Here is a 24,446-nt window from a genome sequence, read left to right as displayed (position 1 = left end):
CTGTGTTTTTTTACTTAATTCGCTTTTTTTATAAACCCTTTATAATGACGTTTTACAAGCTGACTTTCTAACGTTTTCATTGTTTCAAGTGCCACACCGACAATGATCAGTAAGCTTGTACCACCAATTTGTGCAGAAGGTGGTAATGTAGCAATCTTTGTGAATACAAGCGGTAAAATTGAAATTGCACCTAAGAAAATTGCACCGATAAATGTTAAACGGTATAAAATTTTCGTTACATATTGTTCTGTTGATTTACCAGGACGAATACCAGGTACATATCCATTTTGCTTTTTCAAATTCTCTGCCATTTGCTCAGGATTTACTTGAATGAATGCATAGAAGTATGTGAAAGCAACGATAAGACCGACATAAAGTGTCATTCCAATTGGATGTGCGAAATCAAGGTTTGCAACTAACCATTTTGATACGCTTGAATCAGGGAAGAGCTGCGCAATTGTACGCGGCGTCATTAAAAATGCAGAAGCAAAGATGACTGGAATTACACCAGCACTATTTACTTTTAGAGGTAAATGAGTGTTTTTTGCTCCTTGATATTGATTGTTTCCTGAAACAGCTTTTGCATATTGAATCGGTATTTTACGCACAGCTTGTTGAATGTAAATAACCCCAACAACTATCGCTAAAATTATAAGACCAATTAAGAGCATTTTTATGATGTGCATGAATAATTGATCGCCTGCATTTTGAAATTGTTGTAAATAAATTTGATTCGCAACATTTGGAATCGCTGCTACAAGTCCTGCGAAGATAAGCATCGAAATACCATTACCTACCCCATTAGCGGTAATTTGTTCACCTAACCAAAGTAAAAATGCAGTACCTGCAGTTAAAACTGTTGCAATAAATAAGTATGTAGTCCAGCTTTGATCTGTTATTAATTGTCCACCTGCTATATTATTAAAGCCATAAGACATCCCAATGGCTTGTATGAATGCGAGAATGATTGTAAAGTATCGAGTAAATTGAGCTGATTTCTTACGGCCCATTTCTCCTTGCTTTGCCCATTCCGAAAATTTTGGTATGACGTCCATTTGTAGTAATTGTACTATAATGGAAGCTGTAATATATGGTGTAATACCTACAGCAAAGATTGAGAAGTGTTGCAATGCTCCTCCGCCAAATACGTTTAGCATACCTAAAACGTTAGCTTGATCTTGTACTTTTAATACCTCTGCGTTAGTATGAGGAACTGGAATAAACGTGCCAATTCGAAAAACGATTAACATCGCTAATGTAAAAAGGATTTTCCTTCTTATCTCAGCTACTCTCATGAAATTTGAAATCGTACGAAACATTATATCGCCTCCTATATTTTTATCAGTTTAAAACTGATTATTATATCCCGATGAAGTAACCACAAACCTCCTTCCGCATTAAATTCATTTGACAAATGGAATTTTATACATTTTGTAGTTTTCACGGATATAAAAATATAAGGTATTTTTAGCGAGCTATAAGTTTTTCGTAATCATTCAATACACATAATATATCGAATAAATTAACAAATGTACATACATACGCATGAAAAATGAATAAATAGGGTCATTTTTTACATTTATTTAATGATAAATTGATAGGACATTATTATTAGGGATTGTTATACATGTTATAAAAATAAAGGTGAGACATTATGATTTATAGCTAATATTCATTCGAATGTGTCAGCTAATAGTTTCTCCCAATCTTTAAAGGATAATTTATTAGTTATATGTTTTAGTGCATTAGGTACAATAATATGACAAATAAGTTCTAAGCTATTACCATCTGGATCAATAAAATAAACAGATGCATTACCTTGATGTGGACGGACAAAAGGTGCAATAGATTCATTACTCCCAAACGGAACAGCTTTAATTTGAAGTGAGTGTAACCAATTTAATGATTCTTTTAAATCCTCATATGAAACTCTAAATGCAATATGACGTAAAGAAGGATGATATTTCGTTTCACATTCAGAACCTTCCCATAACCCCAGCCAACTCATTCCTTCTTCAATCCAAAAGAATGCTGTTGATTCATCGCTCCAAGCTAATTTCAACCCTAGTTTTTCATAAAATTCAATTGAGTTTCTTAAATTGCTAACCGGTAAGTGTGCTTCGTATATTCCTTTAATCAATTTAAATCCTCCTTTATTCTTACAATTTCTTATCATTACTATAGCTGTTAAAAAAGAATATAGAATCGAGTAAAAGTATGAAAGTACATACAACTTTAGTAGTAAATAATCTTATTTCAATTAAGATTTATACAATTAAGAAATTTGTTTATTTAAAAGGGATTTATCAAATTGAAAGATAAATAAATTGAATAGATACTTAATAAGGGGATGATATAGATGAAAGTAGTTGTAAAAGAATTACGACCATTAGAAGTGGCATTCATAAGAAGAACTGGTAGTTACTTTGAACCACAAGATCATTGGGGAAAGTTATTGAACTGGTCTATTGAAAATAAGCTTTATCCACCGGAGCAATCATTTATCGGAATCTCATTAGATAATCCTGAACTTGTTGCAAGCCATATGTGCCGCCATGATGCTTGCGTGACCATACCTGAAAACTTTGAGAAAGAACAACATGAGGGTGTGCAATTTAAAAGTGTAGATGGAGGTCTATACGCTCTATACGAATTCTATGATGAACCTCATAAATTAAGTGTAGCGTATCAATACATGTACGCAGAGTGGCTACCAAATAGTGAGTATGATGCAGATTATGATAGAGATAATTTAGAGTTTTGCTTAAATAATGTTGCAGAAGATTTAGAAGGAAAGTTAAAGGTTGATTTATTTGTGCCAATTAAAAAAGTACCAATAAATATGAATGCAAATAAGTAGTATGTTTCTATCTAGCATTATCTTTACTATATTTTTTATTTGCTAATCAAATAGTAACGGAGGATACCGGTGTATTGGATGATATATTTTTAAAAGATTATTGGGTAGAGAAAACATTAAATAAACAATTAAATGAGACGAGCATATACTAATAAATGACACAATGCATAATTTATAATCGTATTTGAAGAGCACCTTAAAGTGCTCTTTTTTTATTGAAATTCATGCACTTATATAAGTTGTTCTTAATTTGAATCATCGTCCTTATATTATGTAATTTTGCATAATGTTACATAAATTGTGTATTTTCCCTTTTTTTCGACAGGAACAGCAAGTATACTTTGTACAAGCTTTCTATTTCAAAATTATACGAGGTGAAAAAATGAAAAACAAAAAGACATTAACTAAGGTAGCATTAACAACAGGTTTAGCTTTAACAGCAGTAGCACCATACGGAGTAGGTCATGCAGAGGAAACAGATCAACTACAAGTTCAAATTCAGGAGGAATCATTCCGTTCAGGTGAACTTACACAACCGTCACAAAAGGCACCAGAGAATGTAGTAAAAGATGCTCTTAAGGAGAAAACAGAACAAGCCCTTTCTTCAAAGCAAGTCAATGGAGAAACTGGAGTAGATTATAAAGTTCTTCAAAAACGTGATTCATATGATGGGACTACACTTGTACGTATACAACAAACATATGAAGGAAAAGAAGTATATGGCCATCAATTAACTGCACACGTAGATAATAACGGTGTTATTAAAAGTGTTTCAGGCGATAGCGCGCAAAATTTAAAACAAGAAGAATTGAAAAAGCCTATCAATCTATCAAAAGATGAAGCGAAACAATATATTTATACGAAGTACGGGAACGATATCAATTTTATTTCGGAGCCAGAAGTTAAGGAAGTTATTTTTGTTGATGAAAATAATGGCCAAGCTAGCAATGCGTACCAGGTTACATTTGAAGCTGCCACACCAAAATATGTTTCTGGTACATATTTAGTAAATGCACAAAATGGTGATATGTTAAAAAATATGGTGCAAGAGTCTAACTTAAAAGCCAGTGACAAATTAGTTAGCGCTTTAAAGAATAGTAAAAAAAGCAGTCTTACGTCATTAACAGGCACTGGCAAAGATGATTTAGGTATCTCTCGTTCATTTGGCATTTCTAAACAAAGTAATGGCAAATATGCTCTGGCTGATTATACAAGAGGGCAAGGAATTGAAACATATGATGTGAATTACAGAGATATTACGAAAGAAGAAAGCTATTATCCTGGTACATTAGCAACTAGTACTTCGACAACATTTAACGATCCAAAAGCAGTAAGTGCTCATTACTTAGCAACAAAAGTGTTTGATTTTTATAAAGATAAATACAATCGTAATAGTTTTGATAATAAGGGACAAAAGGTAGTTTCAGTTGTACATGCTTGGGATTCTGGAGATACGAATGATCCGAAAAATTGGCAGAATGCGTTAAGTGCTAATAATGGTAGTATGCTTGTGTATGGAGATCCTATCGTCAAAGCATATGACGTAGCTGGGCATGAATTTACACATGCTGTTACTTCTAGTGAATCTAATCTTGAATATTACGGTGAATCTGGTGCGATTAATGAGGCACTATCTGATATTATGGGAACATCTATTGAGAAATACGTAAATAATGGAAGCTTTAACTGGACGATGGGAGAACAAACTGGATCTGTCTTCCGTGATATGGAAAACCCAGCTTCTGTTCCATCTTCACTTGGAGTACCTTATCCAGATGATTACAGTGAATTTAACGATTTTAATGGATGGGATCAAGGTGGCGTTCATTTTAATTCAAGCATTATTAATAAAGTTGCATATCTTATTGCAAAAGGCGGAACTCATAACGGAGTAACTGTTAAAGGAATTGGTGAAGATAAAATGTTTGATATTTTCTATTATGCAAATACAGATGAGTTAAACATGACTTCTAATTTCAAAGAATTAAGAGCAGCATGTATTCGAGTGGCAACTAATAAATATGGTGCGAATTCAGCTGAAGTTCAAGCGGTACAAAAGGCATTTGATGCAGCAAAAATTAAGTAAGTTAGAAATATAGTTCTTATTCATATATTATTACATTATGAAAAACAGCTAATGTCGTTTTAAGGATATTAGCTGTTTTTTTCATACCAATGTATTTGAAAAATAAACTTACTAAGCAATCATTAGGTACTCTACCTTTAAGAAGTTGCAACAAAGATTTTAGGTTTATAGTATATAAAAACAGAAAATTAATAATATATTGACCCCTTAATGGGAAGTGCTATAAAATGAAAGCGATAACAAACGATTGTTTTAAAATAATTTCCCTGATCTTTTCGTATTTACAGATATATGAAGACATAAATAAACTATTTTTTTAACAATCAATGCAAACGTTTTCGTATTGGAAAGATCATTGAAATACATATGTGAAAATAACCAATACGGGGGGAAGCAAAAGAGATTTCTAGATTAATTTAAATTGTGTAATGTAGTACGGGCATAATAAATCGTCCGTACTATTTAAAGAAAGGGTGTATGTAGTGCAAATGACAAAAAGATTAATTAACAAATCAGTTTTATTACTTACTATAATTGTTATGTTCGCATCTATTTTCTCTATTCAAAGTGTAAAGGCAGTTTCAAATTCGAAAACAACTGAAGTTATCATTCATTACAAAGAGCAGCTTGGAAATACAAAAGACTGGAATCTTTGGTTATGGGGAGAAAATGCAAATGGTACATCTTATGAATTTACTGGTGAAGATGAATTTGGAAAGTACGCTAAGATTAATATAGATGGTGACTATAATCGTGTAGGATTCATCATTCGTACAAATGAGTGGGAAAAAGATGGTGGGGATCGTTGGATTGAAAATATAAAGGACGGTCGTGCTGAAGTATGGATTCTTTCTGGTGATGAAAAGGTATATAACGCTAAGCCTTCTTCGGATCTATCAATTCAAAAAGCAACTATTGATAGTTTCAATGAAATCACTGTAACGACGAATGCTCCATTTCATATTAAGGAACAGAAAATCGAAATTGAAGGTATTAAAATTAAGAATATTACTCCTTATGATATAAACAGTGGAGATATTACGAATAAGGTGAAAATAATTACGGAACAGAAAATTGATTTAAAACAAACATACAAAGTTAAAATAGAAAACTTAGCTGATACGAATACTGAAATTGGTAAAGTCATTCGTAGTGAGGAATTTGATCATTTATTTTATTATGGTGGTAACGATTTAGGAAATACATATACCGTGCAACATACAAAGTTCCGTGTATGGGCTCCTACTGCGAGTGAAGCGAAGTTAGTTACATATAAAAAATGGAACGATAAAATAGGTACTGAAATAAATATGCAACAAGGTGAAAAGGGCACCTGGAAAGCAGAACTTAAAGGGAATCAAAAAGGTCTCTATTATACGTATAAGGTAAAAATTGGTGATAAGTGGAAAGAAGCAGTTGATCCGTATGCACGTGCTGCTTCTGTAAATGGAGATAAAGGTGCGGTTATTGATTTAGAAGAAACAAATCCGAAAAAATGGAACACTAACAAAAAGCCTAAATTAAAAAATCCGGAAGATGCTATTATTTATGAATTGCATGTACGTGATCTTTCTATTCAGCCCGAAAGTGGCATTAAACAGAAAGGAAAATATTTAGGTGTAACAGAAAAAGGAACAAGAGGGCCTGAAGATGTGAAAACAGGACTTGATCATATAAAAGATCTTGGTGTTACACACGTTCAGCTTTTGCCGATATTTGATTATGCTTCAGTAAATGAAGAGAATGTAAACGAACCACAATATAACTGGGGATATGATCCAAAAAACTTTAACGTACCAGAGGGGTCCTATTCTACAAATCCATACGAGCCAACTGTTCGAATAACTGAATTAAAACAAATGATTCAAACACTACATGATAATAATCTTCGTGTTGTTATGGATGTAGTTTATAACCATATGTATAATGCTGCTGAATCTAATTTTCATAAGTTAGTTCCCGGTTATTATTATCGTTACAATGAAGATGGAACATTTGCAAATGGAACCGGTGTAGGAAATGATACGGCTTCAGAAAGAAAAATGATGAGGAAATTTATGATAGATTCCGTCACATATTGGGCAAAAGAATACAATTTAGACGGATTCCGTTTTGATTTAATGGGTATTCATGATTATGAAACGATGAATGAAATACGTAAAGCTGTTAATCAAATTGACCCTTCTATTATACTGCATGGAGAAGGTTGGGATTTAAATACACCTCTTGCAGCAGAGTTGAAAGCAAATCAAAAAAATGCAGAGAAAATGAAAGGGATTGCTCATTTTAACGATAATATACGTGATGGATTAAAAGGTAGTGTATTTGAAGAGAAAGAAAATGGGTTTGTAAATGGAAAGGAAAACATGGAAGACCGTATTAAAAAAGGCATTACCGCAGGCATTGACTACGATACAAATTCGTCGACTTATCAAGATCCAGAGCAGGTACTAACGTATGTGGAAGCACATGATAATCATACATTATGGGATAAAATTGAGTTGACTAATCCAAGTGACAGTGAAGAAGTGCGAAAACAAATGCATAAATTATCTTCTTCGATTTTATTAACATCACAAGGTATTCCGTTCTTACATGCGGGACAAGAGTTTATGCGCACGAAATATGGTGATCATAACAGTTACAAATCTCCCGATTCAATTAACCAAATGGATTGGTTACGCCGTGCAGCATTTAACAATGAAGTAGATTATATGAAGGGGTTAATAGAATTACGCAAAAAGCACTCAGCTTTTCGAATGACATCTGCAGAGCAAATAAAAACACATATATCATTTATTGATGCTCCGAAAAATACTGTAGCTTATACAATAGAGGGGAATAAAAATGAATACTTTACGGTGGCTCACAATGCAAATAGAGAAGCTGTTGAAATAACACTTCCATCGAAAGGTCCTTGGAAAGTACTAGTAGACGGGAAGCAGGCGGGAAGTAAATCCCTTTATGTTGTGCATGACAATAAAATTAAAGTTCCTGCGTTAAGTTCATTTGTTTTAAAGTTAAAATAGTATAATTTCACATACTGTAATTGTATTACAATTTAATCAATAAAAAAGAGAAGAACTCGCCAAGGTTCTTCTCTTTTTTATGTGTGATTAGGGTTTCCGTAATTGTAGATATACGAGTTTGTGAATATAGCAAAAGGCAAGACGATGAATCTATTTTCAAAGTGACGAGAAAATGACAAAACTGTAAGAATGCATGAATGATTGTAAGAAAGTTCGATGTTTTCCTTTTTCTTTTTTTATTAAAGTGAAAAAGAAGAAAGCGGTGTCATAAGAGGTCGGTATTTTTAGGTGGGTACAATAAACAACACTATCCATGTAATAAAAGTATATGGCAATCAGTAAGACACCTTACTAATAAGGAGGGATTTGAAATGTCTTTTTCTCAATTCAATATCGATATTTTTCGAGCCATTAATGATTTAGGTAAACAATATTCATTCCTAAACCCGACCATAGTATTTTTGGCTGAATATATGGTATATATTTTAGTTTTAATTACTTTAGCTTATTGGTTTATTGGATCTAGAAAAAGTAGGATGATGGTTATTCAAGCGATGGTTGCTTTTGTAATTGCTGAGGTGATTGGAAAAGTAGCAGGGAAATTTCATTTGAATTATCAACCGTTTGCAGTATTGCCTCATGTTAATAAACTTGTCGACCATGCTGTAGATAATTCATTTCCTAGTGACCATACGATTCTCTTTTTTTCAATTTGTTTTTCATTTTCGCTTGTGCGTAAAAAAGCTGGATGGCTATGGCTTATACTTGCATTTTGTGTAGCGATTTCTCGTATTTGGGTAGGGGTTCATTATCCTTTTGATATTGCAGCAGGGGCTTTAATAGGGTGTATTTCAGCGATAATTTCGTATTGGTTAGTACCGAAATTATCTTTTATTAGGCAATTACTTACTCAATATGAAAGAGTAGAGAAACATGTTTTACCATCCAAAAACAAATCAAAAGGATTGTGAGTATAAACCTTTATCACCCTCATTACTATTCTTCAAAAGTTGAATGTTCAATGCACTTATTTACATTCATGAAGATGAAAAGGAATGGGTAGTACATCTAGGTAACAAGCTATTTTATTACCTAGATGTATAATCTAAATGCTGTTCCGTTAACATTTTGAATGTATCGTTATTGCAGAATTAAACCTACAATCATAATGAAACTAAATAGTATCATCCAACCAAAGGCACAATAGCCGAAGATTCTAATCCATTTTGGCAATTGATTCATGTTAACTCTATTTGTGGGAACTCCTTGCATAAAAAACATCATTTTTTGATCTCTATCCCTATTATTTTGTTGTTCACACATAATATTATCACCTTTCTAGAACTATTGTGTTTATAGTATATCAGTCTGAAGAAAATTATGTATAAGGGCTCGTTTGCATCTTGCGTGGTGAATTTTATAAATAGCGAAAAAGAGTCCTACATAAATGGGACTCTTTTTCTTCAAGCATTAACTTACTGGATATGCATTAGAACCTAGATAACGTTCTTTTATAATTTGTAGATGATGAAGCTCATGTCCAGCTATGATGTATGCTAATGCACGAACTGTAACTTCAGATTTGTTCGCATTTCCTCTTTGTAACCAAGTGTCTTGATCTAAGCTTTTCAGTAAATGCACGGTAGAGTGGCGAACAACTATTAAATTATCAATAAGATCTTGCATAGATTGCTTATCAAAAGCAGCTTTAAGAACATACATATCATCGTTATAGCCTGGAAGTTCTGCTGTCTCGCCTCGAGCAATAGATAATAAGCGATACGCCATAATACGTTCTGTATCTGCAATATGACCGATTACTTCTTTTATACTCCATTTAGTAGGAGCATATCGGAAAAGTCCCTCACTATCAGAAATCTCTTTTAATAAAAGATTCGTTTCCTCTATTTGTTGTTCTAAAATATGTATAATATTTCCGTCTGATACTAAGTTAACATACGTTGCATAATAAGAGTTATATTCACTTGCCTTTGGTCTAATTTGCATACGAATCATCCTTTATATTTAATCTTTACGTACAGCTTATCACAAAAGAGTTTCAAATTAATCTGAAAGTTCGAGATTACGATTAAAAAATTCACCTACTACCTTAGTTGAAATTGTTTATTTTCACATCAATTAACAAATAGAAAAAGGATTTTTGATTTAACTCTTAGAATATCGTTCTATTACGAGCTCTTTCATATGAATTGTTTTTTTGATTACTTTTGATGATATCTAGGAAATATAGAAAGGTTGTGAATTTATTTGATGGGTTATAAAGCTATGCTGTTTGATTTAGATGATACGTTACTTAATAGGGATATGGCAGTAGATACATTGTTTTTATTTGTTTTAGAAAAATGTTATGAAGATGTTAGTGATACAGTTAAAAACAATATGCTACGGAAATTTAAAGAATATGATAAAAGGGAATACGGCATGAGTGATAAAGCAATAGTTTTAGAATCGTTGTTTGATGAATTCCCGCCGAAGTATAGGTTGCAACGCAATTATATCCAAGATTTTTGGAATAAAAATTTCCCTAAATGTTTTTCAATAGACAAAAATACTATTCATTTCTTACATCATATAAAGAAGCACTTTGAAGTTGGAATTATAACAAATGGCTCAAGTCAGAGGCAAAGGGCTAAAATAATTAACACGAATTTAAACAATTACTTTGATACGATCATTATTTCTGAAGAAGTAGGATTGAGTAAACCGGATAAACGTATATTTGAACTAGCATTAAATAAACTTGATGTGCAACCAGAAGATGTATTATTTGTTGGAGATGACTTAGAAAAGGATATTGCTGGTCCTCAAAATGCAAATATAAAAGGTGTGTGGTTTAACCCTCAGAAAATCAAGAATACTACCAAAATACAACCATATGCCGAGATTAACACTTTGGATAGCTTGTTAAGTTATGTTACGCCACAATATTTTTTTAACAAGTAAAATTAATTTCATTGACCGTATTAGCAATAAAAAATAGAGGCAATTTTAATAGCTGCGGTTAATTTAATCTATGATTCATACGAAGTTTTGTAAAACAATTTTACTTATACTGTGTAAATTATAAAGGGGTGAGACTATGGAAATAAAGAAAGTAGTAATCGATGGAATCAATATTGCGGTCATTAGAAATGATAAGGTATTAATATCCGATGTTCAATCTGCATTAGATACTATGGCAACTGTTCAATATGAGGTAGATGCGAAGCATATTATTATCCATAAATCTTTAATAAGTGAAGATTTCTTTGATCTAAAAACACGTCTTGCGGGCGATATTCTTCAAAAGTTTATAAACTACAAGGTGAAATTTGCTATTGTTGGAGATTTCTCTATGTATACTAGTAAAAGCTTAAAGGATTTTATTTATGAATGTAATAAAGGTAAAGATATTTTTTACTTAGCAACTGAACAACAAGCAATTGAAAAACTAAGTACATTAAAGTAATAATTATATCCTGCTAAATCCCCCGATTTCACTTAGTTCATGATTATATACGATATAGAAGAACTGACGTTTGTGGTAAACTAAGAAATGAATAAAGGGGGAGTTTTCTTGAACAATTTTAATGATACAATCCGACATTTAAACAATATAGTTTACAAACCTAACAATTTAATAATTACGAATCTAAAAGAAGAAAAGCAAAACGCAGAATATGCAGGATGTTTATTTCACTTAAATAACAAAACCATTCGTTTTAGAAAATCAAAAATTACTCCTAATAAAATTGGTCAATTTGTTTCTTTTTGGGAGAAAGATGACGATATGCAAAATCAAGCATTCTCTTATGACGCTGCTCCTGACTTATTAATTATTACTTGTATAGATGATAACAAACTAGGACAATTTATTTTCCCTAAAGATATTCTTCTTAAAGAAAAAATCTTGAGAACACAAAATCAAAAAGGCAAGATGGCTATGAGGACTTATCCGATCTGGGATACCCCTGTTAGCAACCAAGCTAAAAAGAGCCAAATGTGGCAGCTTCAGTATTTTGTTGATTTAAGCGATCATAATAATTTACCTATAGACAAACTATTACATTTGTATTCGTAGCTTCTTATCTTAAGTAATCTTGTTGGTTAGACTTTTTGTACCGGTACAGTTAAACGAAATGTACATTGTTTCAGTACCCCATCAAAATTACAATCAGCATATACTAGTTTAACTTATACATTTTAAGGGGTGCTGACTATGACAAGTCTACAACATAAGCTTTTTACAAGATTGAATCTTGCAAAGCGTAATAAAGTGAAGTTTGAAGAATTAAATACAATTCTTTTTGCATTTGCACACACTATACCATTTGAGAATTTAGATGTTATAGCAAGTAACACGAATACAATTACTATGGAAAATTTACAGAATAAAATTTTAAGCAGATCCCGCGGTGGACTTTGTTATGAATTAAATACGCTTTTTTATTACTTTTTAAAAGATTGTGGTTATGATGTACAACTCGCATTAGGTACCGTATATAAAAATGATATAAACGCATGGGCACTTGAGAATGGACATATAACGATTATTCTAAATTATGATAAAGCACGATACGTAATTGATGTAGGTATTGCTTCATTAGTACCTCTAGTCCCGGTACCTTTTACTAGTGAGCCTGTTTCTTCTAAAAATGGTACGTATCGAGTGATACGAAAAGATACGAGTAAAGGGAATTACGTTCTAGAAAGAAAAGATACGAATGGTGAGTGGAAAGTGTGTCATGCTTTTTATAATCGTATCATTGATGAGGCAGTAGTAAATGATGTTCAAAAAAGAGTAATAGAAGATGAGAAATCTATTTTTAATAAAGGACCGATTGCAGTCAAATTGACGGAATCTGGCCATGTCTCTTTAACAAATACTAGTTTAACTACAATGATTCACGGTGAAAAAACGAAACGTGAAGTTACAGAAGAGCAATATAGAGATCTTTTATATACTTTATTTGCTATTGAGTTATGATAACGCGAATAGCTAGCCGGTTCTGAATAAGAACCGGCTATTTTATTAATTTAATTTAAAACAACTATTAAAGTTTGATTTTCTTAATAGATATAATACACTAGAACAGTATGAAAAAGTATAAACAATGAATTTTGAATGTAAAGGAAGATCTTCATGTCAATTATCGATAAATTGAAACTTAATAAGTATACGAATATGGTTGTTATTAATGAACCAAGTGATTACGAAGTTTTTACAGGAAAAGAAACTGTATTTTCAAAAGAACACGATGCCATTTTTATTTTTGTAGAAACACTGGATGAAATGGTGAAACAAACGAATTATATTATTAGTAATAAAGAATTATTAATTGAAAAAGGATACATATTCTTCGCATATCCGAAAAAAGGTAATTCTCGCTACAGTACGTTTATTCACCGTGATGAGATGTTTCCAGCATTAAACGTTGGAGAAGATGGATATGTGGGAGAAAGCGATATTAAATTTGCGCGAATGGTAAGTATGGATGACATCTTTACTGTTGTAGGTTTAAAGCGTGAGAAGAAAAAAGCGACGAAAACGCCTGCAATGAGCCAATGTGTAGCTGATTATGCAGATCGAATTCAAGATGTTGAAGCTTTATTAGCTAATCATCCAAATGAACTTAAGTTTTATCAAAGTTTAACACCTGGATACAAAAAAGATTGGGCACGTAATCTGTTTTCTGTCAAACAAGAAAAAACACGTGAAAAACGTTTTGAAAAGATGATTGAGGTTCTATCACAAGGCTATAAAACAATTGATTTATTCCGCAAAAAGAAAAAATAAGATTAGGAAAGTCACAATGATGCAACAATTAATTGCGATGAGTACATTGAAAAAAGTATTCCTTCCATTATACTAAGGGATGTTCTTATATTTATATAATTAGTAAAAGAGAAAAGGTGTTTGAAATGAAATCGTATATTGTAGTTGGAGCGGGAATTTTAGGTGCGTCTACTGCTTACCATCTTGCTAAGGCTGGCGCGAACGTTACTATCGTGGATCGTCAACAAGTAGGTCAAGCAACAGATGCAGCAGCAGGTATTGTCTGTCCATGGCTTTCGCAACGTCGTAATAAAGCATGGTATAAAATCGTTAAAGGCGGTGCACGTTACTATTCTTCGTTAATTCAGCAATTAGAAGACGACGGTGAAACGGACACAGGTTATAACCGTGTAGGTGCAATTAGTTTACATACTGATGAGAAAAAATTAGATCAAATGGAAGAGCGAGCTTATAAACGCCGTGAAGATGCACCTGAGATTGGTGAAATTACGCGTTTATCAGCTGAAGAAACGAAAAAATTATTCCCGGCATTATCAGAAGAATATAGTTCTGTTCATATTAGTGGTGCTGCAAGAGTAAACGGAAGATTATTACGCAACGCATTAATAAGCGCTGCGAAAAAACATGGCGCAACTTTTTTAAAAGGTGATGCAGTATTAGTCCGTGAAGGTAATCATATTACGGGTGTTAAAGTAAACGATGAAACAATTTTAGCAGAGAAGGTTATTGTAACGGCTGGTGCATGGGCGAACGAAATCTTAAACCCATTAGGAATTAACTTCTTAGTTACGTTCCAAAAAGGACAAATTGTTCATTTGCAAATGGAAAATACAGCAACTGAAAATATGCCAGTTGTTATGCCGCCAAATGATCAATACATTTTAACATTTGACAATGGCCATGTCGTAATTGGTGCAACACATGAGAATGATACTGGTTTCGATCACCGTGTAACGGCTGGTGGTTTAAATGAAGTATTCCATAAAGCATTAACAGTTGCACCTGGCTTAGAAAATGCTACTATGCTTGAAACGAGAGTTGGATTCAGACCATTTACTCCAGGGTTCTTACCTGTAATTGGCCCACTTCCTAACTTTGAAGGTATTCTCGTTGCAAACGGATTAGGTGCCTCAGGTTTAACTGCAGGTCCATATTTAGGATCAGAACTTGCTAAGTTAGCGCTGGGACAACCAATTGAATTAGATTTAAATGATTATGACGTTGCAGGCGCAATTGAATAACATAAGATATAGAAAAAATACGCTAAGCAAATTCGATAGGAAATAAGCAGTTTTTTTCTCTGTTAAGAGTAAGACTATTTATGAAAAATAAAATACTTTAAAAATAAAGAGCTGACACCATAAACCTGCATTATTAAGGTGAAATTGTGATGTTTGCTCTTTATTTATATTTATTTAAAGCTTATTTTCGAGAGGAGGTTAAGCAATGAGAGCACCGTATCAAGTATTGATATTTCCTTATATAAAAACTGACGATTCTATTCAATACGCGATTTTCAACCGAAGTGATTATGCTTATTGGCAAGGGATAGCCGGTGGTGGTGAAGACGGTGAGATTCCTATTGAATCAGCAAAACGTGAAGCGTTTGAAGAGGCTGGTATTACAAGAGAATGTTCATATATACAATTAGATTCTGTGTCTTCACTACCAGTAGAGGATGTAGTTGGAGAATTCCTTTGGGGTGAAGAGGTTTATGTAATAAAAGAATTTTCTTTTGGAGTTAACGTCCCTACAAAAAACATCTCATTATCTAAAGAACACTTACATTATAAATGGTTATCCTTTGAAGAAGCAGTAACGCTTTTGAAATGGGATAGTAACAAAACAGCATTGTGGGAATTAAACAAAAGACTATTAAAACAATAAAAGTGTTAGCTAACAAAGATAGTAGTAGAACAAGAATTGAACAATTTAAAAAAATCAAATTTTGAATAAATGAAACCGTCAAAATAAGTGTTGATGCGGAACCAGCAGTTAATAACATTACTATTTTTCGTCCATTCTGTTCTTTTGAAGGTTTTATAAGTTCTGTAATCAACACAATCCATATTATGATAGAAACTATAGAAATAATATTTATAGACATATGTAACACATCCCTTCGTGTTTTTACATAAACATTTCTTTTTTATAAATTAAAAGCAGTGTAACAATAAAATATGTACAGCATTATAAATCAATATTTTCCTGTTAAACCACCTTTTTTAAATAGAAATACGACTGATAAAATAATAACAACAGCCTTCAAACTGCCCCAATATGGATAAATAGCATGATCTGTTAGATTAGCATGCTGAAAAATGTTCTCTAATCCAAAAATCCCAATAATGACCGCTAAAAGAAAAGCAGCTTTTCCAATAGTTGTATTACGATAGAGGGTAAATAAATATAGCGCAAATATAAGTGGTAAGATGATTTGTAGTAAGAGTGTCATAAGTAGCCCCCTAGTTTATTTATAATTACATTTTATACAAAAATGTAATAAAAAGGAATGCTACTTATTTGATACTAATAAGATCACTCTAATCATACTCTTCTATTAAAAAGAATATAAAGGGGTGTAAAGTTAATTGACAAAAGTTAAAGTTCGTTTACGACCCATTGTTCATAACATAAATTTACCCACTGTAATAAAAACAGCAATTCTTCCAGGTGAATCGGCTGAAAGGCTATTTATCGCAACGCAATTAGGAGAGGTTTTCTACATAGGAGATGGCGTCATAAAAACATTTTTAAATATTCGTCCGCGAATTATAAAATTAGGCACATCTGAAGAAGGTGTCTCTAGTAGTGGCTATGATGAACGAGGATTGCTAGGACTAGCATTTCATCCACAATTTTATCAAAACGGTTTATTTTATCTTCATTATTCAGTAGCTGGCACTCAAGGACCTAGTGCACTTTCTGAACAATTTAAACCGAATCCTTGTGACCCGAAAACTTTAAATTTAAAATGGCTAAATAGAGATACGCAATATGATCATATCGATACAATTGAAGAATGGATTTTACAATCAAACGGTCACCCTCAAAAACGTAGAACATTACTTCATATAAAACGCCCATTTTTTAATCATAATGGAGTAAATACTTTAAACTTTTCTCCAGAGACGGGGAAACTTGTTTTTACAAATGGAGATGGTGGCTCAGGTTATGATCCGTTCAATTTAAGCCAAGATGATTTAGAAATAGCAGGTAAAATTATTGAAATCGATGTAAGTAAAAATATATTCATAAATAATCCTCCAGTCGTTACACGCTTTAATGAACTTCCTCTATCTATACAAGAAACACTTACAGTAATTGCGAAAGGTGTTCGTAATATAACCGGTATTTCATTCCAAAGGTTTTATAATCAGTATATTAAATATGCAGGTAATGTCGGACAGGATATTGTAGAGTCTATTTTTTCATTTGTTCAATATAAACCAATCCGGGTTACCGAACTTGTTCAAATGCATGTAATGAGACTCACCCCCAATCAAGATGGATTTATTAATTTTGGTTGGAGAGGATGGGAAGGAGAATTGCCTACTTCTTTTATAAAACACTGTTCTGAAAATCCTACTTTTGATGAGAGAACAATGGCTTATTATAATGAAACAATAGAAACATCAGTGAAGCGAATTCAGCCACTCATTAGTTATTTTCATAAAGATCCAAGACCGGATAAGTTTGGAGGAACTTCACTAACAGGCGTTCAACCATATATGGGAACTGCAATCCCGAATTTACATGGTAGTGTTGTGTTTACTGACCTTGCTAGAAAAGAAGAGTCTCGGCCGCCAGTTAAAGGTGTATTAGCATATACTAGAGCAGGTACAGATGGTAAACATACTGATTTTCATGTTATTGAAACTGATTATGATTTTGGTACGCAAGCAGCTTATTATATGAGTTTAGGAACAAATTTGGATCAAACTAGGTTATATTTAGGAGTTTACGGTTCTATGAAAGTAACTGATTTTAACAAAGGTACCATTTTTGAAATTATCCCTTAATACGATATACACTCGTAGTTTAATCATACAAGGAATTCCCTTTGTTTTAAAACGTACAAGTTCTCCCCCTAAAAGCCTTTTATTGTATATTAACTCATAACAAGTAGAACGCAGCTCATAAACCACTAGTGAATGAATAAGATAGAAAGTGATGGATGAGATATCTTTAGGGGGTATTTTGATGAATCGATTTGTACGTTATTGGTGTCAACTTATGATAAAGAATAATGAGGACTTTGTTCATAAAAGAAAATTATCCCTAGCAAATAAAGTAGTCATTACAGCTTTAATGAGTGCTTTGGCCACCATGTTTCAAGCAGCAGGTAACTTAATTCCTGGTATAGGGTTATTTATTAGCCCTTTTGCGACGTTACCAATTTTTTTGGCGATTTGCTACTCTATTCGTGAGGGAGTACTTTCTTATTTCCTTACTATTCTCCTATTATTTATTATTGAGCCAAGTGAACTAATTGTTTTTCCCTTTACTACAGGTTTATTAGGTATAGCCTTAGGGCTTTCCTTTATACAATTCAAGAGGAGAATTTGGGTTGTTTCCTTTTCTGCAATTTGTCTACTTATAGGAATTATGATAGTTCTCGATATTTTCCGTTTTCCAGTACTTGGTCCTACTATTCATACAACTATGGATATAAAAATGATTTTATCAATATTTATACTGAGTTTTCTATACTGCTGGATCTATGCAGGGCTTTGTAGAATATTGTTGAATAGAGTATATAGAGTATGGTTTTAACACTTGTATAGAATGGAGACTTAAAACATGTATAACGTTGCAATTAGGAGACCAAATTCGGATGATTTAGAGGAACTACACTTATTTTTCCGTATAGTTATTACGAATACATATAAAGACGAAGGATTATCACAACTATTGGATGACATAGAAAATGAAATTAACATGAAAAAGCAATATTTGAAAACAGATTTTGATAGTAATGGAGAAAAACGTTACTTTTTATTAGCAATAGATACAAATAACGATAAAATCATTGGTACAATTGAAGTTGGTCCAGCAAGTACATTGATTAATAGTTGTACAGGCGGTGTACTTAAGGATTTGTATGAAATAGGAACTGTTTTTATACTGCCGGAGTATCAAAAAAAAGGGTATCGGGAGTTTACTACTAAATGCAATATTTCTTACGTTACTTAGCAAAGGTATAACAGAGTACTGTTTAGATAGTGGATACAAAAAAGCGCAAAGTATATGGACAAAGAAGTTTGGAGAGCCTAGTTATGTACTGAAAGATTATTGGGGAGAATCAAGTGATCATATGATTTGGAAGAAGAGTTTACATGATACACCTATAATATTTGAATTATAAAATGAAATATGGCTATGAACGTAGCTTTTCTTACATATGTATGCTATTATTTATCTTTATAATAAAAGAGGACGTGAATGAACTTGATTAAAATTAGTATCCCTGAAGTTGATGTTACAATTACTGAACGTAAACAAGTTATTAGAGGAGACGAGCCAAGAATTACGCCAATCAATGGTTTTATCGACTTCCACTTGTTCCCTAGAGATAAAGGCGGCATTTTTATGTTTTACAATATTAATGACGAACTACTTTTCGTAGGTAAAGCTCGTAAAATTAGACAACGTATTAAGAAGCATTTCGAAGACAATGTTTCTCCAATTAAAAATCACCGTGATGAAGTATACCGCATTGATGCATGTATCGTAGAAGATCCAACAGAAAGAGAAATTTACGAAACATATATCATTAATGAATACAAAGCAAAATATAACGTTGATAAAGTATTCTATAAATAAGCAATAAAAAACAATCCTAGCACATATACTGGGATTGTTTTTTTAGTTAGATTTATCCCTCATATTTTTCTCCTTTTTTTAAATGATTAGCAGCAATAAAACAAACTACACCTATACATATAAGTACAATTCCAATTGTTTTATGTTTTCCAAAAAAGAAAGGAATATCAGAAATAACATTTGTCATACATAACCCTACAAATACAAGGATAGGTCCTATCCACAGTAATACATTGCCGAATTTTGTATGTTTCCGCATAGTAAGCCTCCTCATCCCTTTTTACATATATATCCATGAATTGAAAGTAAATTCATAGAGAAATATAGTTTTTTTCATATCGAAAATTTAACCTTCATATATTGGTACAAGCAAACAAGAAAGGGGCCCATCATGAATTGGTTAGAAGCTTTTATATTAGGGATCATACAAGGTTTAACAGAGTTTTTACCGATAAGTAGTACAGGTCATCTTTATTTAGGAAGGCATTTGTTTCAATTAGATGAAGCAGGATTGTTTTTAGATACGATGCTGCACATTGGGACTTTACTTGCGGTGTTTATTTATTACAAAAAAGAATTTATATATTTAATCAAAAATCCGTTTTCAAAGCTGATGCTACTACTTATTGTTGGGACGATACCTGCGGTTGTAATCGGGTTGTTATTTAAAGACTTTTTTGAGGATATTTCAAAAACAGGTATTACGATTGGTTGGGAGTTTTTAGTGACCGGATTCTTCCTCTACATGGCGGATAAACAAAAGAATGGTCGTAAAAAAATGGATGACATTACATATAAAGATGCATTTATCATCGGTTCATTTCAAGCAGCGGCTATTTTTCCGGCTATTTCTCGTTCTGGTATGACAATCGTCGCTGCATTATGGAGGAAGTTAGACCGCGAAACCGCTGCTTACTTTTCTTTTTTATTATCAACGCCAGCTATTGTCGGAGCTATCATTTTGCAATTTGCAGATGTTTTTCAAGGGAAAGCAGAATCTATTTCTAGTACATCTTTAATTGTCGGGACGTTATCAGCAGCGTTTTTTGGATACATAGCCGTTTCATGGATGATTCAATATTTAAAACGTCACTCTTTAAAAGTATTCGCGTATTACGTATGGGGATTAGGTATTTTAATTTTAACGTTGCAATTTACTGATGTATTTTAAGTATAATGATAAAGAAGTTAATTTGTTTAAGATCCTGTTTCATTCATACAAGGCAGGATCTCTTTTTATTAAGGGGGAAAACATGTTTAATAAGGCTATCGTTATTGGTGGAAGTATGGCAGGAAAGTTCGCAGCAAAAGCATTATCAACTTCTTTTAAAGAAGTAATCATTATAGAAGCTGGTGAAAGATGGGATGGAAAGTCTTCGAGAAAAAGAGTTCCACAAAGTAATCATCCTCATGTGTTATTAAAAGGTGGAGAAAACGCAATTGAAGAATTGTTTCCTAATATTATGAATGAATTAATAAAAGCAGGTAGTATCGTAAATAACTTTACTCGTGATTTAAAATGGCATCAATTTGGTCTATGGAAACAGCCGTTCATAGGGGAAGTACATATGATTCAACAAAGTAGGTTTTTGCTTGAATGGCATATTCAAAAACGAATATATCAAATTTCAAATATCACCAGTAAATTTAAAACACTAGTGGAAGGGTTAATAGTAGACAGAAAAGCTAACAAAGTATGTGGTGTAAAAGTTAAATGTTTAGAGACAGACACACAAGAAGAAATACATGCAGATATTGTTGTTGATGCAAGTGGATTTAGTTCAAAAAGTATAGAGTGGCTACGAGAATACGAAATTGAAGTACAAGAAGAGAAAGTTCGTATTGATTTATTTTACGCAACGAAAATGTTTAAACTTAAAGAAAATGAGGAGTTAGACTGTTGTAATATGCTAATGTCTCCAAGTTTCCCTGACAATCCGCATGGTGTCCTTATTCAAACGATTGAGGATAATCGTTATTTTGTTACTTTCAGCGGGTATGCAAGTGAGAAAGCACCACAAACAGATGAGGAATTTTATAATTTTGCTGAAAATCTATCAATCTCCAATGTTACAGATTTCCTAAATAAAGCGGAGGCAATTTCAGATATCAAAACGTACAAAATTCCGTATCAAGTACGTCGGCGATTTGATTTAGTGAATAATCTACCCGAAAAATTGTTAGTAGTTGGAGATGCACATTGTCGTTTTGATCCTGTTTTCGGGCAAGGTGTTTCAGTTGCAGCTATGGAAGCTCACCAATTGCAGTTACTTTTACAAAGGAGACAAAAGCTCGATCATGCATTTACACAGCAGTTTTATAAAGAGACCGCTCATATCATACAAACTCCTTGGGAAATGACAACAACGGAAATATCACGTCATCCACAGCTAAAAAGAGAATTAACGATAAAACAAAAATTTCAGCTATGGTATACGAAACAAATATATCAACTATCTGCAACTGATTCTGATGTTTATATTCGATTAGTAAAAGTGATGAATTTAATTCGTAGTCCATTTCATCTTTTTCATCCGAAAGTGCTACTTGCTGTGTTACTGAAACGAAAGAAATAGCAGGAAAGTAGTTGATTAAAAAAGAATATATAACAGTTAGTAGATATAGAAGGGGTAATCGAAATGAAAATATACATAGAACAATTAAAGAAACACGATGCTAAGGATTTATTTACGTTTGAACTTACGAATAAGTCTTTTTTTGAAACAATGGTACCTAATCGTGGCTCGCAATATTTTGATTTTGAATATTTCCAAAAACTACTAGATAATTTATTAATAGAACAGGCGGATGGAGAATCTTATTTTTATTTAATTCGTAACGAAGAAAATGAAATTGTAGGAAGAATAAATTTAGTAGATATAGATTCGGAGACTCGAATCAGTTCGTTAGGTTATCGGGTCGGAGAAAAATTTACTAAAAAAGGAGTTGCAACTGCAGCCGTAAAATTAATTTTAGACGTAGCAAAAAATAATGAAATTAATGAGGTTCATGCTAAAACAACTTCTAATAATCTTGCATCACAAATTGTACTAGAAAAAAGCGGATTTTCTTCTTATCAAAACGAAGCAGATACAACATCTGTACAATTAAATGGGAAACAGGTGAATTTTGTACATTATATTTGGAGAAATAATTCGCGCTTATAAGAAGGGGGACTTATTCATGAATGATTTACGATATCCAATTGGGCAATTTACATACAAACGTCCTATAACGGAAGAAATGATAGATACATGGATTCAAGAAATTGAAGATTTACCTAATGAACTAACGAAAGCTATTAAAGATTTAGATCAGAAGCAGTTAGACACACCGTACCGCGTTGGTGGATGGACAGTTCGTCAAGTAGTCCATCACGTTGTTGACAGCCACATGAATAGCTATATACGCTTTAAATTAGCACTAACAGAAAAGAATCCAACGATTAAACCATATAAAGAAGAAAAGTGGGCAGAATTACCTGATTCTAAATTACCAGTAGATGTTTCATTAGTAATGTTAGAGTCATTACATAAAAGATGGGTTAACCTTTTATATTCTTTAGAACTTGAAGATCTAGAAAAGACATTTAACCATCCAGATACTGGTGAAACAAAACTTGCTGCTGCAATTGGACTATATGCATGGCATGGTCGTCATCATACAGCTCATATAACTTCATTAAGAAAACGACTAAATTGGTAACATGGAGATTACATTAGAGAAGGCAACAGAAAGTGATGCAGCAGTTTTATTTCAAATGCAAATAGACTCATTTAACCCTTTATTACATAAATATAAAGACTATGAAACAAACCCAGCAAATGAATCTATTGAAAAAACTATATTTAGAATAAATAATCCCAGCAGTAATTTTTATAAGATGATAATAGATTCGAAACTTGTTGGAGCGATATGTATATCCCAAAAAGAACTACCTTATAAATTTTGGATCAGTCCAATGTTTATTCATCCAATCTATCAAGGGAAAGGAATTGCTCAGAAGGTACTTATTTTAATTGAAGAGATGTTTCCAGAAGCACGAAGTTTTGAACTTGCTACGATTTTAGAAGAAGAAAGAAATTGTTTTCTATACGAAAAGATGGGATATAAAAGAACAGAAGTAACTAAGAAATTAAATGATAAAACTACACTTATTTATTACAAAAAAGAAAGGTAAAGCGTTTAAAATACGCTTTACCTTTTTATGTTATTTTAGATTAAATATACAATTTTAATGTATATTCTTCCAAAATAATCGGATTAGTAATTTTTAAAATGAATAAACATGCAAAAATACACTATTTCGTCGTATATGTTACCAACGCTTTTTGAATGCTTAAAACACTATCGTCACCTTTAAATTCTTTCGTAATTGGTGTACTCAAACTAGATACCCAAATTTTAAGTTCTGCATCTAAATCAAAATGCCCAGCTGTTTCAATGCTAAATTGTGTAATGCTTTTATAAGGGATAGAATGATACTCAGTTTTTTTACCTGATATTCCTTGTTTATCTACTAAAATAAGACGACGATTTGTAAATACGATTAAATCACGAATTAATTTATAAGCATGTTCAACTTTCTCATCGTCTAACATAATCTTCTCTAAATCACGTTCTACACTTTCTGTACTCGTATTTGATGCATTTCCTAAAATACCGCTAAATAAACCCATAGGAAATTCCTCCTCCATTATTTGTGGAATGTATTACTTATATTGTACCATGCTATTTACTAAGAAATTATGATATTACTTTAGTAGTTTCTGGTTATTATTGCAATTCATTTATATAACCTCATCTTAATATCTTATGCTAATATGTAAGTAAGAAAAAAAAGCAGAG

25 protein-coding genes and 2 pseudogenes are annotated in these 24,446 nt (G+C 32.4%); 20 read left to right on the top strand and 7 right to left on the bottom strand.

The genetic code is table 11. The features are described 5' to 3' along the window. Positions 1-14: 14 nt before the first annotated feature. Complete coding sequence (gene secY / locus EGX95_RS11835) at positions 15-1,319, bottom strand: preprotein translocase subunit SecY (RefSeq protein ID WP_000490141.1); 1,305 nt, start codon at positions 1,317-1,319, stop codon at positions 15-17. Positions 1,320-1,672: 353 nt separating this feature from the next. Further along, entirely contained in the window at positions 1,673-2,140 is a 468-nt protein-coding gene (locus EGX95_RS11830; protein WP_000589645.1) for a VOC family protein, read from the bottom strand. Between the two features lie 219 nt (positions 2,141-2,359). Here EGX95_RS11830 and EGX95_RS11825 point away from each other — a divergent pair, with 219 nt between their 5' ends. The 4 genes from EGX95_RS11825 to EGX95_RS11810 all read left to right on the top strand — a co-directional run bounded on the left by EGX95_RS11825 (position 2,360) and on the right by EGX95_RS11810 (position 8,946). Beyond that, positions 2,360-2,860 carry an AraC family transcriptional regulator gene (locus EGX95_RS11825; RefSeq protein WP_000869972.1) on the top strand — a complete coding sequence of 167 codons (501 nt, stop codon included), beginning with the start codon at positions 2,360-2,362 and terminating at the stop codon, positions 2,858-2,860. Between the two features lie 382 nt (positions 2,861-3,242). Then, entirely contained in the window at positions 3,243-4,946 is a 1,704-nt protein-coding gene (locus EGX95_RS11820; RefSeq protein WP_002080571.1) for a M4 family metallopeptidase, read from the top strand. A gap of 482 nt (positions 4,947-5,428) precedes the next feature. Beyond that, complete coding sequence (gene pulA / locus EGX95_RS11815) at positions 5,429-7,975, top strand: type I pullulanase (protein WP_001178494.1); 2,547 nt, start codon at positions 5,429-5,431, stop codon at positions 7,973-7,975. 371 nt (positions 7,976-8,346) lie between these two features. Then, a complete protein-coding gene (locus tag EGX95_RS11810; protein WP_123805513.1) occupies positions 8,347-8,946 on the top strand; it encodes an undecaprenyl-diphosphatase in 600 nt (199 codons plus the stop codon). A gap of 169 nt (positions 8,947-9,115) precedes the next feature. Here the strand turns inward: EGX95_RS11810 and EGX95_RS11805 are convergent, their stop codons facing one another. After that, complete coding sequence (locus tag EGX95_RS11805) at positions 9,116-9,298, bottom strand: hypothetical protein (RefSeq protein ID WP_000333407.1); 183 nt, start codon at positions 9,296-9,298, stop codon at positions 9,116-9,118. A 147-nt stretch (positions 9,299-9,445) separates the two neighbouring features. Continuing rightward, positions 9,446-9,982, bottom strand: coding sequence for a DinB family protein (locus tag EGX95_RS11800; protein ID WP_001167114.1), 537 nt, complete (start codon positions 9,980-9,982; stop codon positions 9,446-9,448). Positions 9,983-10,246: 264 nt separating this feature from the next. Here EGX95_RS11800 and EGX95_RS11795 point away from each other — a divergent pair, with 264 nt between their 5' ends. From EGX95_RS11795 to EGX95_RS11765, 7 genes are all read left to right on the top strand, one after another. After that, positions 10,247-10,939 (top strand): HAD family hydrolase, encoded by a 693-nt coding sequence (locus EGX95_RS11795; protein ID WP_000540743.1) that lies wholly within the window; start codon positions 10,247-10,249, stop codon positions 10,937-10,939. Positions 10,940-11,075: 136 nt separating this feature from the next. Beyond that, the gene (locus EGX95_RS11790; RefSeq protein WP_000403460.1) at positions 11,076-11,444 is read left to right on the top strand and encodes a DUF4180 domain-containing protein; all 369 of its coding nucleotides are present in this window, start codon (positions 11,076-11,078) and stop codon (positions 11,442-11,444) included. Between the two features lie 108 nt (positions 11,445-11,552). Next, positions 11,553-12,056 (top strand): MepB family protein, encoded by a 504-nt coding sequence (locus tag EGX95_RS11785; RefSeq protein ID WP_001058774.1) that lies wholly within the window; start codon positions 11,553-11,555, stop codon positions 12,054-12,056. 138 nt (positions 12,057-12,194) lie between these two features. After that, positions 12,195-12,962 (top strand): arylamine N-acetyltransferase family protein, encoded by a 768-nt coding sequence (locus tag EGX95_RS11780; RefSeq protein ID WP_000202760.1) that lies wholly within the window; start codon positions 12,195-12,197, stop codon positions 12,960-12,962. Between the two features lie 156 nt (positions 12,963-13,118). Continuing rightward, positions 13,119-13,772 carry a YdeI/OmpD-associated family protein gene (locus tag EGX95_RS11775; protein WP_000022240.1) on the top strand — a complete coding sequence of 218 codons (654 nt, stop codon included), beginning with the start codon at positions 13,119-13,121 and terminating at the stop codon, positions 13,770-13,772. 125 nt (positions 13,773-13,897) lie between these two features. After that, complete coding sequence (locus tag EGX95_RS11770) at positions 13,898-15,013, top strand: NAD(P)/FAD-dependent oxidoreductase (RefSeq protein ID WP_000844364.1); 1,116 nt, start codon at positions 13,898-13,900, stop codon at positions 15,011-15,013. Between the two features lie 205 nt (positions 15,014-15,218). Further along, on the top strand, positions 15,219-15,659 hold the full coding sequence (locus EGX95_RS11765) for an NUDIX hydrolase (RefSeq protein WP_001202593.1): 441 nt from the start codon (positions 15,219-15,221) through the stop codon (positions 15,657-15,659). A gap of 310 nt (positions 15,660-15,969) precedes the next feature. Here the strand turns inward: EGX95_RS11765 and EGX95_RS11755 are convergent, their stop codons facing one another. Continuing rightward, positions 15,970-16,227, bottom strand: a complete 258-nt coding sequence (locus tag EGX95_RS11755; RefSeq protein WP_000173557.1) for a hypothetical protein — start codon at positions 16,225-16,227, stop codon at positions 15,970-15,972. A 136-nt stretch (positions 16,228-16,363) separates the two neighbouring features. On the opposite strand from EGX95_RS11755, the gene EGX95_RS11750 reads away from it, so the two are divergent. From EGX95_RS11750 to EGX95_RS11735, 4 genes and pseudogenes are all read left to right on the top strand, one after another. After that, entirely contained in the window at positions 16,364-17,794 is a 1,431-nt protein-coding gene (locus tag EGX95_RS11750; protein ID WP_000169971.1) for a PQQ-dependent sugar dehydrogenase, read from the top strand. Positions 17,795-17,975: 181 nt separating this feature from the next. Further along, entirely contained in the window at positions 17,976-18,548 is a 573-nt protein-coding gene (locus EGX95_RS11745; RefSeq protein ID WP_001079218.1) for a YybS family protein, read from the top strand. Between the two features lie 27 nt (positions 18,549-18,575). Then, a pseudogene (locus EGX95_RS11740) lies at positions 18,576-19,140 on the top strand (GNAT family N-acetyltransferase). A 77-nt stretch (positions 19,141-19,217) separates the two neighbouring features. After that, on the top strand, positions 19,218-19,598 hold the full coding sequence (locus EGX95_RS11735; RefSeq protein ID WP_001048949.1) for a nucleotide excision repair endonuclease: 381 nt from the start codon (positions 19,218-19,220) through the stop codon (positions 19,596-19,598). 52 nt (positions 19,599-19,650) lie between these two features. Here EGX95_RS11735 and EGX95_RS11730 read toward each other — a convergent pair whose 3' ends face one another. Next, positions 19,651-19,857 carry a hypothetical protein gene (locus EGX95_RS11730; RefSeq protein WP_001225587.1) on the bottom strand — a complete coding sequence of 69 codons (207 nt, stop codon included), beginning with the start codon at positions 19,855-19,857 and terminating at the stop codon, positions 19,651-19,653. 132 nt (positions 19,858-19,989) lie between these two features. Here EGX95_RS11730 and EGX95_RS11725 point away from each other — a divergent pair, with 132 nt between their 5' ends. The 5 genes and pseudogenes from EGX95_RS11725 to EGX95_RS11705 all read left to right on the top strand — a co-directional run. Beyond that, the gene (locus EGX95_RS11725; protein ID WP_001104267.1) at positions 19,990-20,769 is read left to right on the top strand and encodes an undecaprenyl-diphosphate phosphatase; all 780 of its coding nucleotides are present in this window, start codon (positions 19,990-19,992) and stop codon (positions 20,767-20,769) included. 82 nt (positions 20,770-20,851) lie between these two features. Beyond that, on the top strand, positions 20,852-22,174 hold the full coding sequence (locus EGX95_RS11720; protein WP_000482048.1) for an FAD-dependent monooxygenase: 1,323 nt from the start codon (positions 20,852-20,854) through the stop codon (positions 22,172-22,174). Between the two features lie 63 nt (positions 22,175-22,237). After that, positions 22,238-22,765: a GNAT family N-acetyltransferase gene (locus EGX95_RS11715; protein WP_000708335.1), complete on the top strand. Its 528-nt coding sequence runs from the start codon at positions 22,238-22,240 to the stop codon at positions 22,763-22,765. Positions 22,766-22,781: 16 nt separating this feature from the next. After that, a complete protein-coding gene (locus tag EGX95_RS11710; RefSeq protein ID WP_000999075.1) occupies positions 22,782-23,303 on the top strand; it encodes a YfiT family bacillithiol transferase in 522 nt (173 codons plus the stop codon). 1 nt (position 23,304) lies between these two features. Beyond that, a pseudogene (locus EGX95_RS11705) lies at positions 23,305-23,778 on the top strand (GNAT family N-acetyltransferase); the annotation flags it as partial. Positions 23,779-23,899: 121 nt separating this feature from the next. Here the strand turns inward: EGX95_RS11705 and EGX95_RS11700 are convergent. After that, positions 23,900-24,277, bottom strand: coding sequence for a PH domain-containing protein (locus EGX95_RS11700; protein WP_000522480.1), 378 nt, complete (start codon positions 24,275-24,277; stop codon positions 23,900-23,902). Between the last annotated feature and the right edge of the window lie 169 nt (positions 24,278-24,446).

It is taken from the genome of Bacillus sp. FDAARGOS_527 (genome assembly GCF_003812125.1).
GTDB classification, from domain to species: Bacteria; Bacillota; Bacilli; order Bacillales; family Bacillaceae_G; genus Bacillus_A; species Bacillus_A paranthracis.
This window is presented reverse-complemented; position numbering and strand designations above follow the sequence as displayed.